13 protein-coding genes are annotated in these 16,093 nt (G+C 64.8%); 10 read left to right on the forward strand and 3 right to left on the reverse strand.

What is annotated here, in order from left to right; all coding sequences use genetic code 11:
• Positions 1-49 precede the first annotated feature (49 nt).
• The 8 genes from FOZ70_RS24765 to FOZ70_RS24800 all read left to right on the forward strand — a co-directional run bounded on the left by FOZ70_RS24765 (position 50) and on the right by FOZ70_RS24800 (position 11,299).
• On the forward strand, positions 50-2,113 hold the full coding sequence (locus tag FOZ70_RS24765; RefSeq protein WP_219707033.1) for an NADH:flavin oxidoreductase: 2,064 nt from the start codon (positions 50-52) through the stop codon (positions 2,111-2,113).
• Positions 2,114-2,116: 3 nt separating this feature from the next.
• The gene (locus FOZ70_RS24770; protein WP_219707035.1) at positions 2,117-4,042 is read left to right on the forward strand and encodes a (Fe-S)-binding protein; all 1,926 of its coding nucleotides are present in this window, start codon (positions 2,117-2,119) and stop codon (positions 4,040-4,042) included.
• Positions 4,043-4,046: 4 nt separating this feature from the next.
• Positions 4,047-5,216 carry an electron transfer flavoprotein subunit alpha/FixB family protein gene (locus FOZ70_RS24775; protein WP_219707037.1) on the forward strand — a complete coding sequence of 390 codons (1,170 nt, stop codon included), beginning with the start codon at positions 4,047-4,049 and terminating at the stop codon, positions 5,214-5,216.
• Entirely contained in the window at positions 5,213-5,998 is a 786-nt protein-coding gene (locus FOZ70_RS24780) for an electron transfer flavoprotein subunit beta/FixA family protein (RefSeq protein ID WP_219707039.1), read from the forward strand. The genes FOZ70_RS24775 and FOZ70_RS24780 overlap by 4 nt, the downstream gene beginning before the upstream one ends.
• Positions 5,999-6,050: 52 nt before the next feature.
• On the forward strand, positions 6,051-7,292 hold the full coding sequence (locus FOZ70_RS24785) for an aromatic ring-hydroxylating dioxygenase subunit alpha (RefSeq protein WP_021160637.1): 1,242 nt from the start codon (positions 6,051-6,053) through the stop codon (positions 7,290-7,292).
• Between the two features lie 26 nt (positions 7,293-7,318).
• Positions 7,319-8,467: a hybrid-cluster NAD(P)-dependent oxidoreductase gene (locus FOZ70_RS24790; RefSeq protein ID WP_021160638.1), complete on the forward strand. Its 1,149-nt coding sequence runs from the start codon at positions 7,319-7,321 to the stop codon at positions 8,465-8,467.
• Between the two features lie 134 nt (positions 8,468-8,601).
• The gene (locus FOZ70_RS24795) at positions 8,602-9,465 is read left to right on the forward strand and encodes a glycine betaine ABC transporter substrate-binding protein (RefSeq protein ID WP_021160639.1); all 864 of its coding nucleotides are present in this window, start codon (positions 8,602-8,604) and stop codon (positions 9,463-9,465) included.
• 178 nt (positions 9,466-9,643) lie between these two features.
• Positions 9,644-11,299: an APC family permease gene (locus tag FOZ70_RS24800; protein ID WP_021160640.1), complete on the forward strand. Its 1,656-nt coding sequence runs from the start codon at positions 9,644-9,646 to the stop codon at positions 11,297-11,299.
• A gap of 111 nt (positions 11,300-11,410) precedes the next feature.
• On the opposite strand, the gene FOZ70_RS24805 is transcribed toward FOZ70_RS24800, so the two are convergent.
• Positions 11,411-12,727 (reverse strand): sel1 repeat family protein, encoded by a 1,317-nt coding sequence (locus FOZ70_RS24805; protein WP_219707041.1) that lies wholly within the window; start codon positions 12,725-12,727, stop codon positions 11,411-11,413.
• Between the two features lie 3 nt (positions 12,728-12,730).
• Positions 12,731-13,147, reverse strand: coding sequence for a phospholipase D-like domain-containing protein (locus FOZ70_RS24810; protein WP_219707043.1), 417 nt, complete (start codon positions 13,145-13,147; stop codon positions 12,731-12,733).
• 90 nt (positions 13,148-13,237) lie between these two features.
• Between FOZ70_RS24810 and FOZ70_RS24815 the strand changes: the two genes are divergently transcribed.
• Positions 13,238-13,849 (forward strand): TetR/AcrR family transcriptional regulator, encoded by a 612-nt coding sequence (locus FOZ70_RS24815; protein ID WP_048026439.1) that lies wholly within the window; start codon positions 13,238-13,240, stop codon positions 13,847-13,849.
• A gap of 166 nt (positions 13,850-14,015) precedes the next feature.
• Positions 14,016-15,008 (forward strand): DMT family transporter, encoded by a 993-nt coding sequence (locus FOZ70_RS24820; protein WP_219707045.1) that lies wholly within the window; start codon positions 14,016-14,018, stop codon positions 15,006-15,008.
• A gap of 21 nt (positions 15,009-15,029) precedes the next feature.
• On the opposite strand, the gene purU is transcribed toward FOZ70_RS24820, so the two are convergent.
• Positions 15,030-15,917, reverse strand: coding sequence for a formyltetrahydrofolate deformylase (gene purU / locus FOZ70_RS24825; protein WP_219707047.1), 888 nt, complete (start codon positions 15,915-15,917; stop codon positions 15,030-15,032).
• Positions 15,918-16,093: the final 176 nt, after the last annotated feature.

Consider the following 16,093-nt stretch of genomic DNA (forward strand, 5'->3'; position numbering starts at 1 on the left):
AGAACAACACCCGCAACACGAGACATTCGAACGCCAGAGGTCGCCAGCGATGCGTTATCCCCACCTGTTCAAACCCATGCAGCTGAACCAGCTGACGCTGCGCAACCGGATCGTCAGCACCGCGCATGCGGAGGTGTATGCCGAGCCGGGCGGCCTGCCGGGCGACCGCTATATCCGCTACTACGAAGAGAAGGCGAAGGGTGGCGTCGGCCTCGCGATCTGCGGCGGGTCGAGCCCGGTGTCGATCGACAGCCCGCAGGGCTGGTGGAAATCGGTGAACCTGTCGACCGACAAGATCATCGATCCGCTCACGCGTCTCGCCGACACGATGCACAAGCACGGCGCGAAGATCATGATCCAGGCGACGCACATGGGCCGCCGCTCGTCGTTCCACGGCGAGCACTGGCCGCACCTGATGTCGCCGTCGGGCGTGCGCGAACCCGTGCACCGCGGCAACGCGAAGATCATCGAGATCGAGGAAATCCGCCGCATCATCGGCGATTTCGCGGCGGCCGCGAAGCGCGTGAAGGCGGCCGGCATGGACGGCATCGAAATCTCGGCCGCCCACCAGCACCTGATCGACCAGTTCTGGAGCAAGCGTTCGAACCACCGCACCGACGAATGGGGCGGCAGCCTGGAAAACCGCCTGCGCTTCGGTATCGAAGTGCTGACGGCCGTGCGCGAGGCGGTCGGCAAGGATTTCTGCGTCGGCCTGCGCATGTGCGGCGACGAATTCCACGAGGACGGCCTCGATCACGAAGCGCTGAAGGAAATCGCGCAGGCGATGTCGGAGACGGGCCTGATCGACTACCTGAGCGTGGTCGGCTCGGGCGGCGACACGCACAACACGATCGCGAACTGCATGCCGCCGATGGCACTGCCGCCGGAGCCGTTCGTGCACCTCGCGGCCGGCATCAAGTCGGTCGTGAAGATTCCGGTGATGCATGCGCAGAGCATCCGCGACGCGGGCCAGGCCGAGCGCCTGCTCGCGACCGGCATGATCGACCTGGTCGGCATGACGCGCGCGCAGATCGCCGATCCGCACATGGTGATCAAGATCCGCGACGGCCGCGAAGACGAAATCAAGCAGTGCGTCGGCGCGAACTACTGCATCGACCGCCAGTACAACGGCCTCGACGTGCTGTGTATTCAAAACGCCGCGACGTCGCGCGAAGCGACGATGCCGCACATCATCGAGAAGTCGCGCGGCCCGAAACGCAAGGTCGTGGTGGTCGGCGCGGGCCCGGCGGGCCTCGAGGCGGCGCGCGTCGCGAAGCTGCGCGGCCACGACGTGGTGCTGTTCGAGAAGAACGCCGAAGTGGGCGGCCAGGTGATGATCGCCGCGAAGGCGCCGCAGCGCGAACAGATGTCGGGGATCATCCGCTGGTTCGACATGGAAACGAAGCGCCTCGGCGTCGATCGCCGCCTCGGCGTGGCCGCCGACGAGAAGATGATCATGGCCGAGAAGCCGGACATCGTCGTGCTCGCGACGGGCGGGTCGAGCTTCACGTGGCAGGTGCCGGGCTGGGGCGTGACCGAGGGCCTCGCCGTCAGCTCGTGGGACATCCTGACCGGCAAGGTCGAGCCGAAGCAGAACGTGCTGCTGTTCGACGGCGTGAGCACGCATGCCGGCGCGGGCGTGGCCGACTTCATGGCGAGTCGCGGCTCGAAGGTCGAGGTCGTCACGCCGGACGTGAAGGTCGCCGACGATTGCGGCGGCACGACGTTCCCGATCTTCTATCGCCGGCTGTATGCGTTCGGCGTGATCCCGACGCCGAACACGATGCTCGATCGCGTCTATGAAGAGGACGGCAAGCTGATCGCCGTGCTGCGCAACGAGTACACGGAAGAACTCGAAGAACGCGCCGTCGACCAGGTGGTGATCGAGAACGGTTCGTCGCCGAACGACGAGCTGTACTGGAAGCTCAAGCCGGAATCGGTGAACCGCGGCCAGATCGATCCGCACACGCTGTTCGCGGCCGAGCCGCAGCCGTGCCTGTCGGAAGAACTCGGCAACGGCCGTTTCCTGCTGTTCCGTGTCGGCGACTGCATCTCGATGCACAACGTCCACGGTGCGATCTACGACTCGCTGCGTCTCGTAAAGGATTTCTAAACGATGAACCCGTCCTTCCTCATTACTGCCATGTTGTGGCTGTCGGTGGCGGGGCTCGCGTTCGCGGTCGCGAAGCGCTCGTCCTACTGGCGGCTCGGCCGCGCCACGGCGCCCGGCGCGTTCGGCGTCGCGAACCTGTTCGCGATCCCGAAGCGTTATTTCGTCGACCTGCACCACGTGGTCGCCCGCGATCCGTACATCGCGAAGACCCACGTCGCGACGGCCGGCGGCGCGATCGGCGCGCTCGCGCTGGTGTTCATCAACTACGGCCTCGCGATCTACTCGCCGTGGCTCGACAAGCTGATCTTCCTCGCGGCGCTCGCGATGCTGGTCGGTGCGGTGTTCGTGTGGCGCCGGCGCGCGGCGAAGGACGTGCCCGCACGGTTGTCGAAAGGCCCGTGGAATACGCTGCCGTGGCTGCTCGGCTCGTTCGCGCTCGGCCTCGTGCTGTTCATGCTGGTGCCGACCGGCGCGATGTCGGGCGCGTTCGCGGTGCTCTGCGCGCTGCTGATCGGCGTCGGCGCATTCACGATGACGGTCGGCGCCGCGAAGGGCGGCCCGATGAAGCATGCGATCGCCGGCCTGCTGCACCTTGCCTTCCACCCGCGCCAGGAACGCTTCGCGGCCACCCGTGAATCGTTCACGGGCAACGGCACGGCCACGCCGCCGACCGCGCTGAAGCTGCCGGACATCGAGCATCAGGAGTACGGCGTCGAGAAGCCGGTCGAATTCCGCTGGAACCAGCTGCTGAGCTTCGACGCGTGCGTGCAGTGCGGCAAGTGCGAAGCCGCGTGCCCCGCGTTCGCGTCGGGCCAGCCGCTGAACCCGAAGAAGCTGATCCAGGATCTCGTCGTCGGGATGGCGGGCGGCACCGATGCGGCATACGCGGGCAGCCCGTCGCCGGGCCTCGCGGTCGGCCAGCATCGCGGCGAGCCGAACGGCCCGATCGTGTCCGGCCTGATCGAGGAGCAGACGCTGTGGTCGTGCACGACCTGCCGCGCATGCGTGCAGGAATGCCCGATGCTGATCGAGCACGTCGACGCGATCGTCGACATGCGCCGCAACCGCACGCTGGTGCACGGCACGGTGCCGGGCAAGGGCCAGGAAGTGCTCGCGAACCTGCGCGAGACGGGCACGATGGGCGGCTACGACACGGCCGCGCGCTACGACTGGTCGGTCGACCTGAGCGCGCCCGTCGCGCAGCCCGGCAAGCCGGTCGACGTGCTGTTCGTCGCGGGTGAGGGCGCGTTCGACATGCGCTACCAGCGCACGCTGCGCGCGTTCGTCAAGGTGCTGAACAAGGCGGGCGTCGACTACGCGGTGCTCGGCTCGACCGAAACCGACACGGGCGACGTCGCACGCCGGCTCGGCGACGAAGCGACGTTCCAGCAGATGGCGAAGCGCCTGATCGGCACGCTCGGCACGCTGTCGTACAAGCAGATCGTGACGGCCGACCCGCACGTGATGCACAGCCTGCGCAACGAATACCGTGCGCTCGGGCTGCGCGTGACGGTCAAGCATCACACGACGTTTCTCGCCGAACTGGCCGACAGCGGCAAGATCGCGCCGAAGGCCGTCGAGGCGCTGCAGGAGAAGCGCACGACCTATCACGACCCGTGCTACCTCGGCCGCTACAACGGCGAGACGGAAGCGCCGCGCAAGCTGCTGAAGACGATCGGCATCCAGGTCGTCGAGATGGAGCGCAACGGCATGCGCGGCCGCTGCTGCGGCGGTGGCGGCGGTGCGCCGCTGACCGACATTCCCGGCAAGCAGCGCATTCCCGACATCCGCATCGCCGACGCGCGCACGATCGGCGCGGACGTGGTCGCGGTTGCCTGCCCGAACTGCACGGCGATGCTCGAAGGCGTCGTGGGCCCGCGCCCCGACGTGCTCGACGTGGCCGAACTCGTCGCCGCCTCGCTGGAGTGAATCGATGAACACGATCAAACGAATCGATCCGCGCCGGCCGTTCATCATCACGGCCGCGGGCCTCAAGCGCATCACGCTCGGCGAGGAAGGCAGCGCCGATGCGAACGCCGCGCAGTGGTCCGCGCACGGACATGGCGCAGCGGCCACGAAGCCGCGCCGCGCGGTGCAGGACCCGAAGCACGTGATGCTGGTGGTGGCGCACGGTGAACGGGGCGCGCTCGACGATCATTCGCGGCAGGCGATCGCTGCCGCCGCATTGCTCGCCGATGCCCAGACCGAAGTCGCGCTGCTCGCGTTCGGCGAACTGAAGGACGACGTGGCCGAACTGGGCGTCGACAAGCTGGTCGAGTTGACCGGCTTCGATCGCCGCACGTTCGATCCCGAAAGCGAACTGCAAGCATTGCAGGCCTGTGTGGCCGCACTCGCGCCGAAACACGTGTTCGTGCCCGACAACGCGACCGGCGACGGCGATCTCGGCCGGCGTTATGCGGCGGCCGCCGGCGCGAGCGTCGCGACTCATGTCGTCGAGATCGACGCGAAGCATGTCGGCGCGTATGCGCAGGCCGGGCGCGCCTTCGCCACCCGTGCGCTGCCCGACGTGGTCCTGCTCGCGCAGAACGCGGTCGACGCGAAGCTGCCGTTCGTCGGCGCGGGCGAGCGTCTTGCTGCCGACTTCATCCGCCCGGCCCATGACGCCGCGCAGCCGTATCGCGATCTCGGCCTCGATGAAATCGACGCGGCCCAGGTCGCGCTCGAGGAAGCGGATTTCATCGTGTCGGCCGGCAACGGCGTATCCGACATCGGTGCGTTCGAGCGGCTGGCCGGCGTGTTCGGCGCGGCGATCGGCGCGAGCCGCGTCGCGGTCGACAACGGTCACTTCACGCGCGACAAGCAGGTCGGCGCGACCGGCAAGACGGTCGAGGCGAGCGTGTACATCGCGTTCGGCATCTCGGGCGCGGTGCAGCACCTGCAGGGGATCAAGGACTGCCGCCACGTGATCGCGGTGAACCTCGACGGCAGCGCACCGATCGCGAAACGCGCGAACCTGACGGTGGTGGGCGATGCGCAGGCGACGATTGCCGCGCTGATCGAGCAGGTGCAGGCCGCGCGCGCCGCGCGTGGAGAATCGCCGGCCGCGGTCGGCACCCGTGAACCGGAAGGAGTCGCCGCATGAACGCCCCCCGTCCCTTGCAACGCATCGCGGTGCTCGTGTCCGTCGGCCGTCATCCGGTCAGCGGCGTCGCGCGCTACAGCCGCAACGACGCGGCCGCGCTCGAAACCGGCCGCCAGCTCGCCGAGCGGCATCGCGCGACGCTCGACGTGATCCACGCCGGCGATCCCGCGAACGCGGCGCTTGCCGAATATCTCGCGCTCGGCGCACGGGAGGTCGAGGTGCTGGCCTGCCGCGACGGCGACGATGCCGTGCACGCGCTCGCCGCGCGTATCGGCGGCTACGACCTCGTGCTGACCGGCACGCGCGCCGAGGGCGCGTACGACACCGGCATGCTGCCGTATCGCATCGCCGCGGCGCTTGGCTATCCGCTGGTCGGCTCGGCCGTCGACGTGACGGTCGAGGGCGGCCGTGCGGCGGTCCGGCAATTTTTGCCGAAAGGGCTGCGGCGGCGCGTGGACGCGGCACTGCCGGCCGTTGTCGCCGTCCATCCGCTCGCGAATGCCGAGCCGCGTTACGCGTATGCGCGGCTGCGCGCCGGCGCGATCCGGCCCGCGCTCGCGGCGCCCGGCGCGGACGCCGACGCGGCTGCGTGGACGGTCGGCCCGGTCGAGCGTAAACCCGTAAAGCTGGTCGCCGCCGAGAAGCGCTCCGGGCATGCCCGGATGCTGTCCGCGACGACGACCGAAAGCCGTGGCGGCAACGTCGTAAATGAAGGGAGTTCGGTCGAAAAAGCACAAGTGATCCTCGCGTATTTGCGCGAGCATCAGCTCATCGACTACTGATTTTGATGCCTGTCGGCAAGAACCCAGGGATGCAAGGAATCCGGAGCAAACGATGAAAGTATCGGCAGACATTCGTGCATTGATCGAGCGGCGCAAGGAAGGTTACAGCCTCGAAGCGCCGTTCTACACGAGCGAGGACATTTTCGCGCTCGACATGGAGGCGATTTTCCGCCAGCACTGGATCCAGGTGGCGGTCGAGCCGGACATTCCCGAGCCGGGCGACTACGTGACCGTGGAGCTGGGGAGCGATTCGATCCTGATCGTGCGTGACGACGACATGGCGATCCGCGCGTTCCACAACGTGTGCCGTCACCGCGGCGCGCGCCTGTGCAACGAGGACAAGGGCTCGGTCGGCAACATCGTGTGCCCGTACCACAGCTGGACCTACAACCTGACGGGCCAGCTGATGTTCGCCGAGCACATGGGCGAGAAGTTCGACCGCTGCAAGCACAGCCTGAAGTCGGTGCACGTCGAGAACCTCGCGGGCCTGATCTTCATCTGCCTCGCCGACGAGCCGCCGGTCGATTTCGCGCAGCTGCGCGCCGAGATGGAGCCGTACCTGCTGCCGCACGACCTGCCGAACACGAAGATCGCCGCGCAGATCGACATCATCGAGGAAGGCAACTGGAAGCTCACGATGGAGAACAACCGCGAGTGCTATCACTGCGTCGCGAACCATCCGGAGCTCACCATCTCGCTGTACGAATACGGTTTCGGCTACCAGCGTTCCGACGCCAACGCGGAAGGCATGGATGCGTTTGCGGAAACCTGCGTGCGGCGCGGCAAGGAGTGGGCCGAGATGGGCCTGCCGTCCGCCGAGATCGAGAAGCTGCTCGACGTGACGGGTTTCCGCACGCAGCGCCTGCCGCTCGATCGCCACGGCGAATCGCAGACGCTCGACGCGAAGGTCGCGTCGAAGAAGCTGCTCGGCGGCTTCGACAAGGCCGACCTCGGCGGGCTGTCGTTCTGGACGCAGCCGAACTCGTGGCACCACTTCATGAGCGATCACATCGTGACGTTCTCGGTGATCCCGCTGTCGGCCGGCAAGACGCTCGTGCGCACGAAGTGGCTCGTGCACAAGGACGCGAAGGAAGGCATCGACTACGACGTGAAGAACCTGACGGCCGTGTGGAACGCCACGAACGACCAGGATCGCGCGCTCGTCGAGTTCTCGCAGCGCGGCGCGACCAGCAGCGCGTACGAGCCGGGCCCGTACTCGCCGTTCACGGAGGGTCTCGTCGAAAAATTCTCGGCCTGGTACATCGGCCGGCTCGCCGAAAAAACCGGCGCGTAGTACCCAGCACTGAAGCGGAGTTACAGATGATGCGAGATGCGGCCAATTTCGAGCCGGTGGACAGCCGGGTCACACGCCCGGCGTTCTGGAACGCCCTTCCCGAGCGCTGGACGAGCGACGTCGAGGAAACGCTGGTGTGTTGCCATGTGCGGCAGGAAACGCACGACGTGAAGAGTTTCTTCTTCCGTTCGCCGCAGGGCCGCTCGTTCTCGTTCGAGCCCGGGCAGTTCCTCACGCTCGAGCTCGACATCGACGGCGAAACGATCAACCGCTGCTACACGATCTCGTCGTCGCCCGCGCGGCCGCACACGGTGTCGATCACGGTGAAGCGCGTGCCGGGCGGCAAGGTGTCGAACTGGCTGCACGACAACCTGCAGCCGGGCGCACCGGTGCGCGTACTCGGCCCGGCCGGCGAATTCACGTGCGCACGACATCCGGCGCGCAAGTACCTGTTCCTGTCGGCGGGCTCGGGTGTCACGCCGCTGATGTCGATGAGCCGCGCGCACCACGATCTCGCCGAGGATCGCGACATCCTGTTCGTGCACAGCGCACGCACGCCGGACGACATCATCTTCGCGCGCGAGCTCGACCTGATCGCGTCGAACCACACAAATTTCCGCACGTCGTTCGTCGTCGAGCGCGTCGGCGCGCGCACCAACTGGCCGGGCGTCACGGGCTTCCTGACGCTGCCGCTGCTGAAGCTGATCGCACCGGATTTCATGGAGCGCGAGATCTTCACGTGCGGCCCCGCGCCGTACATGAAGGCCGTGCGCGACCTGCTCGACGAAGCCGGCTTCGATCGCAAGCAGTATCACGAGGAGAGCTTCTCGTTCGAAACGCTCGCGCAGACCGCAAGCGACGAGCTGCTCGCCGATCTCGCCCCGCCCGCCGAAGGCGCCGACACCGATACGAAGCAGTACACGGTCAGCTTCGCAAAGAGCAATCGCGAGATTTCATGCGGCTCGGAGCAGCACGTGCTGGATGCGGCGCGCCAGTCCGGCGTGCGGCTGCCGGCCTCGTGCACGCAGGGCATGTGCGGCACCTGCAAGGTGAAGCTCGTGTCGGGGCAGGTTGAAATGAAGCACAACGGCGGTATCCGCCAGCGCGAGATCGACCAGGGGATGGTGCTGCTGTGCTGCAGCAAGCCGCTGTCGGATCTCGTGATCGACAAGTAGTCGAAACTCGCCATCGGCTGTCCGGGCGCGTCGCGTCCGGACAAGCATCCGTCGGAAAACAACGATACCGCGGATTTGTGGTTGAAGAACCTAGAGAGACAACGCGCACGGTGCGCATTTCAAGGAGATCGACCATGAAGCTGTTCGGAAAACTGATGTGGACCGGCGCACTGTCGGCGATGGTGGCACTGAGCGCATCGGCGCTCGCCGATACGAAGCCCACGCTGAAGATCGGCTACGTCGAAGGCTGGGACGACAGCGTGGCGACGTCGAACGTCGCGGCGCGCGTGATCGAGAAGAAACTCGGCTATGAGGTGAAGCTCGTGCCGGTCGCTGCAGGCATCATGTGGCAGGGCGTCGCGCGCGGTGACCTCGACGCGACGCTGTCCGCGTGGCTGCCGGTCACGCACGGCTCGTACTGGGACGAGTACAAGGCCAAGGTCGTCGACCTCGGCGCGAATTTCCCCGATGCGAAGATCGGCCTGATCGTGCCCGCGTACGTGAAGGCGAAGAGCATCGACGACCTGAATGCCGAAAAAAGCAGCTTCGGCGGCCGGATCGTCGGTATCGACGCAGGTGCGGGCGTGATGCGCAAGACCGACGACGCGATCAAGAGCTACGGGTTGAACTACACGCTGATGCCGAGCTCGGGCAGCGCGATGACGGCCGAGTTGTCGCGCTCGGTCGGCGCGAACAAGCCGGTGATCGTGACCGGCTGGGCGCCGCATTGGATGTTCGCGAAGTGGAAGCTGCGCTTCCTCGAGGATCCGAAGAAGGTGTTCGGCGGTGCGGAGCATGTCGACAGTGTCGTGAACCCGCAGCTCGAAACGAAGGCCAAGCCGGTCGTTGCGTTCCTGAAGAAATTCCAGTGGAAGCCGGGCGAGATCGACAGCGTGATGCTCGCGATCCAGAACGGCTCGAAGCCGGAAGCGGCTGCCGATGCATGGATTGCAGCGCATGCGGACCGCGTGAATTCGTGGACGGAAGGCGCGCAATAAGCCGCCACGATTCGCCGCAATAAAAAGACGAAGAGACAGTCCGGGATTGATCGGCAGGATAGCGAAATAATTGCACTGCGATGCGATCATATCCCGGAATTATTTTTTTGATTCTGCAAGAAAGCCGGTATGTTGTTACACTGCGGCCCTTGTGCGGAGTCATCACAGGAGGAATTGGATGAGTCAGGCAGGACTGCGTGCGAACAGCACCAGTGATGTTGAGGCAACCATCTCACATGATTCGACGGGCCACACGCTGCATCGTGGCCTGACTTGGAAAGACGCTTTTTGGGTAACGAGCGGCGTGCCCGCAGGCGTGCTGTTCACGATCGGCGGCGTATGCGCGACGATCGGCCAGCCCGCGTGGGCGATCTGGATCGCCGCGATCACGATGGGGCTGATTCAGAGCGCGACTTATGCGGAAATATCGGGGCTATTTCCCCATAAATCGGGCGGCGCGTCCGTATATGGCGCGATCGGCTGGGTTCGTTACAGCAAGCTGATTGCCCCGGTTTCCGTGTGGTGCAACTGGCTCGCGTGGTCGCCGATGCTCGCGCTCGGCTGCGGCCTCGCGGCGAGCTATGCGCTCACGAGTCTCTTTCCCGCCGACGCGGCGGTGCTGCACTGGCAGCTCAAGGTTGCGGATCTCGGGTTCATCAAGCCGGGTCTGTCCCTGCGGATCAATGCGACGTTCATCATCGCGACGATCCTGCTTCTCATCACGTTCAAGCTTCAACACAGCGGTGCATCGAAGGCGGCGCGCACGCAGCGCATTCTCGGCATCGCGTCGCTCACGCCGCTGTTGATCGTCGGCATCGTGCCGTTCGTCACGGGCGACGTGCCGATGTCGAACCTGCTCCCGCTGCTGCCGCTCGGTCACGACGCACAGGGCAATCTCACGACCGCGACGTTCGGCTCGTGGAACGGGCAGGGCGTCACGATGGCGCTCGGTGCGATGTTCATGGCCGGCTGGGCGTCGTATGGTTTCGAGACGGCCGTCTGCTACACGCGCGAATTCCGCGACCCGCGTCGCGATACCGCCAAGGCGATCTTCTGGTCGGGCGCGCTGTGCCTCGTCGTGATGACGCTCGTGCCGATGGCGTTCCAGGGTGCGCTCGGCACGCAGGCGATGCTCGATCCGTCGATCGGCGACGGCACCGGCGTCGCGGCCGCAATGGCGAAGATCGTCGGCGGCGGCGCGTGGGTCGCGAACGCGGTCGTCGTGATGCTGATGCTGTCGATCCTGCTGATCGTGATGACGTCGATGATGGGCTCGTCGCGCACGCTGTACCAGGCATCGGTCGACGGCTGGCTGCCGAAGTACCTGTCGCACGTGAACGAGCACGGCTCGCCCACGCGCGCGATGTGGACCGATCTCGGCTTCAACCTCGTGTTGCTGATGATGTCGGACTACATGACGGTGCTGTCGATCTCGAACGTCTGCTACATGCTGTTCGTATTCCTGAATCTTCAGTCGGGCTGGATCCACCGGATGGACCGCGGCAACTGGGATCGGCCGTTCCGCTGCCCGACATGGCTGCTCGTTGCCGGCTCGATCTGCGGCTACGCGAACCTCGTCTATGTCGGCGCGGGCGCGAACCTGCAGGGCGAAGGCACGCTGCGCAACGGGCTCATCGCGATGCTGCTGATCGTGCCGGTGTTTCTCTATCGCCACTACTGGCAGGATCGCGGCCGGTTCCCTGCGCAGATGCAGCGCGACATGGAACTCGAGGTGCCGAAGCGAGCGATGTGGCTCAACCTGATGCCGTATGCGGCGCTGGTCGGGGCAGGGCTCACGATCTGGTTGTCGTATTACTTTGCGTGGGTGAAGTGAGCGGGTGGTGAGCAAGGCGACTCTTGCGCCGGACACGGAAACCGCACACGGGTCCGACGCGAGAGGAGCTGGTGCACTGCTTGCGCTTCACGATTGCCCGGCGCGCGTGCGTCAGGCCTGATCGAGGTACGACACAAGCCGCCACGCGACTTGCGTGGTCTGTTGGCGCATGCCGATCACGCGATCGAGAAGCGGAAGCGCTCTTGATTCGTGCACGATGATCGAAGGCTGCGTATCGCCCTTCAGGAACCGTCGTTCCGAGTCGCCAGCCTGGCCTTCCTTCAGCGCCGCACACCAGACGCCGTCTTCGGGGCAGCGTTCCCCGGTGCGAGCGACCGTTCCGATCGGCAGTCGAGCCGCGAGGGTTGCCGGTTGCGGCTCAGCCGAAGTCTTGTCCTGTACGCCGGCGAGCGGCAAGCCCGTCGCCGGATCGAGGTGCTTCGCCTTCGCCATTTCGTTGATCATCTCGTCAGAAGGCTTTTGCGGAGGCGCGGCGGCATCCTGCTCCTTTTGCCACTGGAAGGTACCGTCCCAGGGCGGGAGCTTGGCCGGCGGCAGAGGGACGATCTTGTCGATATCGGGAACCTTGGGGTTACGGCCATCGTTGCTGTTGATGAATTTGCCGATCACTTGATATCGTCTGGAGCGCTCAGGATCGTTCGAGAGCGACAGGTAATACAGCGTGTCGGATTTCGACGGCCCTCGAAATGCATTTTCCAGTGTAAACGCGCATTCGGTACTTCCGGCCTCGACGCCTTTCTGGAAGGTCTTCAGCGCCTCCGGGTATGCCCCGTCGGTCTTCAAGTCCAGTCCGAGCATCAAAGCTGCTTTCCCATAGCCTTGCGCCGTAGCGCATTCCCGCATTTGTTTTGCAATGGCAGGTGCATTGTCTCGTGGAGCGAGTAGTTCCCCAACGTAATACTGGGCCTGCGGGCTTCCCAAGTCAGCCGCTTTGCGAAAGTAACGCAACGATACGTCCGGATCCTGTTTCAGGCCGTACCCAATCTCGAGATAGTGGCCAATGTCATAGTATCCGGCGGGAATGCCTTGTTCGACGAGCTGTGCTGCAAGGTCCACGGATTCTTTCGGCGCGTTGGGCGAGTGGGCCAGTTCTTGCGAAATCAGGAGTTGAGCGTTGTTGTTCGCCTTGTAGTGACCGTATGCTGCCGCGATCCGATAGTAACGGACGATATCGTCGAAGTCTTTTGGTCCGCTCTGCTTTTGCAGGTATCTGGCGTACTGGTACAGAAGGTCAGCTTTCGGATCAAGCGCCGGGAGATGATCAGCCTCATGCGCGCAGTTGAATGCGAGATTGGCGTGCACGGTGTTCAGATCGGGTAGCTGGGTCGATTGGGGCACGGGAGTATCCTTTTTCGAGCAGGCACAGACGAGTACGGCAAATGAAATAAGCAGTATGTATTTTTTCATCGATCAATCGTCGTAGGTGCGACTGTCAGAAGCTCTCGCGAATTTGACAAGCGATGCAAACGGAGCAAGCCCTTTGTCTTCGTTGATCTTGTTCTGGCCGAGAACCATGGTCCAGCCAGTGAAAGCGCTCGTGACATCATCCTGGGCGCCCTGGTTTTTGGTGTGAAGCCCCCAAAGCTTCCTTCGCAACGGCTTCGTGACATCGCTGTTCTCGTGACAGATATTGAGCTCGCTATCGACGTTCATGCTTCGGATGTTCACGTTCGCCGAGCCCAGCGTCATGAATGCGTCGTCGACCGTCATCAGTTTGGCATGAACGTATACCGGCAACCAGTTGTCCGGGTGCGAGTCGTCGAACGGATTTGCTCCTTGAGACTGTATTTTCTGTAACGATGCCTGCTCTGCCGCGAGCTGTGACAAGGGGAGTTCTGCTGCGCGGTGAGCTGGTCGTCGACGACTTTCGGTGTTCGAGCTTGATTTTGGGAATGATCGGTTCTAATATCCGGACTCATGAGCCCGACCTCTCCCAGCTCCCGTGACAGGGGCCGCCCACGCGAATTCGACACCGACGAGGTGATCGACGCGGCGGCACGCGTGTTCTGGGAGCAGGGGTATCACGCGACATCGATCGACGCGTTGTGCGAGGCGACCGGTGTCTTTCGCGGCAGCCTGTACCGCACCTTCGGCGACAAGCACGGGTTGCTGGTCGCCGCGTTCGACCGCTATGCGGAGGGTGCGATCGCACGGCTCAAGGAGCGTCTCGCGGCGGATCTGCCGCCACGGCAGGCACTCAAGGCGGCGCTCCTGTACTACACGGAGATCGGCGCACGCCTGTCGGAGCGGCGCGGCTGCTTCATCACGAATTCGGCCGTCGAACTCCTGCCCGGCGACGACGCGCTGCGCCCGTACATCGAATCGACCTTGCTGCGCATTGGCTCGCAATTCAGCCTGGCTGTCGCGCGAGGCCAGCAGTCGGGCGATTTCGACCGGCATCTCGATCCGGAGGAGGTGGGCCGGTTCCTGTTGTGCCTGATCCAGGGCATGCGTGTGTTGGGCAAGTCGAGTGCATCGGAGGCGGAGCTGGCATCGATCGTCGAAATCGCGATGCGGGCACTGACCTGATTTTTTTGGTTATTTTGAGAATGAATGGTTTCAAATGCGAGGCTTACCGAGGCTCCGCATCGCGACCGTGAAGGGCAGGCAAACAGGGTAACGAACGCAATACGACACTGCCGCTGCGCGCAGCCGTACCGGCCTCATTTTTCAATCAATTTGGGAATGATCGGTCATGAATGACGCAACACTCGCAATGCCCGCCGCGAACGCGTACGGGAAAGGCGTCGTCGCATGTGTGACCGCAACGATCCTGATGGGCGTGATGTTTCCGGTGATGACCGATGCGTTGCGGTACATCGATCCCTTTACGTTCACGTCGCTGCGCTACCTGATCGCCGGGATGTGCTTCCTCGTGTTGCTGCGGGTCGTCGAAGGGCCCGGTGCGTTTCGTTCCGCCGGAGAACCCGTGGCGCTCGCATGGCTGCTCGGATCGGTCGGCTTCTGCGGATTCGGGTCGTTCGTGTTCCTGGGCCAGCAGCTGGCCGGCGACGAGGGCGCGCTGACCGCATCGATCATGATGGCCACGCAGCCGATGATGGGGCTGCTGCTCAACGCACTGGTGCGGCGCGTCGCGCCCGCGCCGGTGTCGGTGCTGTTCGTCGTCCTGTCCTTTACCGGCGTCGCGCTCGTCATCACGCGCGGCGACGTGATCGCCGCACTGCACGAACCGCAGCACTACGCGGCCAACGCGCTGATCGTCGTCGGCGCGTTGTGCTGGGTCGTCTATACGTTTGGCGCAGCGCGGTTCACGAAATGGTCGGCACTGAAATACACGACCTTCACGACGTGGCTTGGACTGACCACGATCGTCGCAGTCAACCTGGTGCTGATCGCGACGCACCGGATCGTGGCACCGTCACTCGCCGCGGTGCATGCGGTGCTGCCGCATCTCGCGTACATGGGGCCGGTGGCCGGCTTCGGCGCGATCCTGCTGTGGATGACGGGCAACCGGAACCTCGGGCCGATGAACGGCGTGCTGTTCATGGACATCGTGCCCATCACGGCATTCATCGTATCCGCGGTCACGGGCGTCGTGCCCAACCGCGCGCAGATCCTGGGCGCCGCGCTGACGGGCGTGGCGCTGATCCTCAACAACCTCTATCTGCGACACCGGGCACGACGAATCGGCACGGCGCGTGCGCGCGTGCCGTCGGCTTCCGCGTGACGGACGGCGAAGCCCGCCCGCTTACGAAAACACCACCGTCCGATCGCCGTTCAAAAACACCCGCCGCTCGATGAACGCCTTCACCGCACGCGCGAGCGTGATGCATTCGACGTCGCGCCCCACCGCGAGCAATTGCTCCGGACGCAGCGCATGATCGACGCGCTCGACGACCTGCTCGATGATCGGGCCTTCATCGAGATCGTCGGTGACGAAGTGCGCGGTCGCGCCGATCAGCTTCACGCCGCGCGCATGCGCCTGGTGATACGGCTTCGCGCCCTTGAAGCCGGGCAGGAACGAATGATGGATGTTGATTGCACGGTTCGCGAGCTTCGCGCTCGTCTCTTGCGACAGCACCTGCATGTAGCGCGCGAGGATCACGAGCTCGGCGCCGCTCGACTCGAAGAAGTCGAGCCATTGCGCTTCCTGTTGAGCCTTCGTATCGGCCGTGATCGGGAAATGGCGGAACGGCAGGCCGTGTTGCGCGGCGAGCGGCTCGAAGTCGGGATGGTTCGACACGATGCCGACGATGTCCATCTTCAGCTCGCCCATCCGCCAGCGGAACAGCAGGTCCGCGAGGCAGTGCTCGAGCTTCGACACCATGATCAGCACCTTCGGCCGTGCATTCACGTCGTGAATTGCCCATTGCGTGTCGCCTTCGCCGCCGCCGCCGAGCGCGGTCGCGATTGGCCCGAATTCCCGGCGCAGCGCGTCGATCTGCAGCGTTTCATCGGTCGGATGAAACACGCAGCGCACGAAGAAGCGATTGCTGAGATCGTCGTCGAACACGTTCAGCGCATCGACGTAGCAGCGATGGCGCTCGAGAAAGCCGACGACGGCGGCGACCTGGCCGGCCGCGCTCGGGCACGACAGCGTCAGGACGAATTGATCGGGGCGTGAGTCGGCGGTCATGAGATTCCTCGGATGTCATGGAACGCAACCTGCGCGGCGGCGCGACGGGGCGCCACGCTACGCGGGTAGCGGGAGGCTCAAGTAAATCAGGACGATTGGGGCGCGGATAGAACCAACCCGCCGTGTGGCTGGTATCGGCACGCCAGCGCGGCCGGGCGGCGGCCGGGCGGCGGCCG

It is taken from the genome of Burkholderia sp. COPS (assembly GCF_019425585.1).
Taxonomy (GTDB): Bacteria; Pseudomonadota; Gammaproteobacteria; order Burkholderiales; family Burkholderiaceae; genus Burkholderia; species Burkholderia cepacia.

Coding starts and splice junctions, on each gene's coding strand:
- FOZ70_RS24765 (WP_219707033.1), top strand. CDS start 50: ATGCGTTATCCCCACCTGTTCAAACCCATGCAGCTGAACCAGCTGACG.
- FOZ70_RS24770 (WP_219707035.1), top strand. CDS start 2,117: ATGAACCCGTCCTTCCTCATTACTGCCATGTTGTGGCTGTCGGTGGCG.
- FOZ70_RS24775 (WP_219707037.1), top strand. CDS start 4,047: ATGAACACGATCAAACGAATCGATCCGCGCCGGCCGTTCATCATCACG.
- FOZ70_RS24780 (WP_219707039.1), top strand. CDS start 5,213: ATGAACGCCCCCCGTCCCTTGCAACGCATCGCGGTGCTCGTGTCCGTC.
- FOZ70_RS24785 (WP_021160637.1), top strand. CDS start 6,051: ATGAAAGTATCGGCAGACATTCGTGCATTGATCGAGCGGCGCAAGGAA.
- FOZ70_RS24790 (WP_021160638.1), top strand. CDS start 7,319: ATGATGCGAGATGCGGCCAATTTCGAGCCGGTGGACAGCCGGGTCACA.
- FOZ70_RS24795 (WP_021160639.1), top strand. CDS start 8,602: ATGAAGCTGTTCGGAAAACTGATGTGGACCGGCGCACTGTCGGCGATG.
- FOZ70_RS24800 (WP_021160640.1), top strand. CDS start 9,644: ATGAGTCAGGCAGGACTGCGTGCGAACAGCACCAGTGATGTTGAGGCA.
- FOZ70_RS24805 (WP_219707041.1), bottom strand. CDS start 12,727: ATGAAAAAATACATACTGCTTATTTCATTTGCCGTACTCGTCTGTGCC.
- FOZ70_RS24815 (WP_048026439.1), top strand. CDS start 13,238: ATGAGCCCGACCTCTCCCAGCTCCCGTGACAGGGGCCGCCCACGCGAA.
- FOZ70_RS24820 (WP_219707045.1), top strand. CDS start 14,016: ATGAATGACGCAACACTCGCAATGCCCGCCGCGAACGCGTACGGGAAA.
- purU (WP_219707047.1), bottom strand. CDS start 15,917: ATGACCGCCGACTCACGCCCCGATCAATTCGTCCTGACGCTGTCGTGC.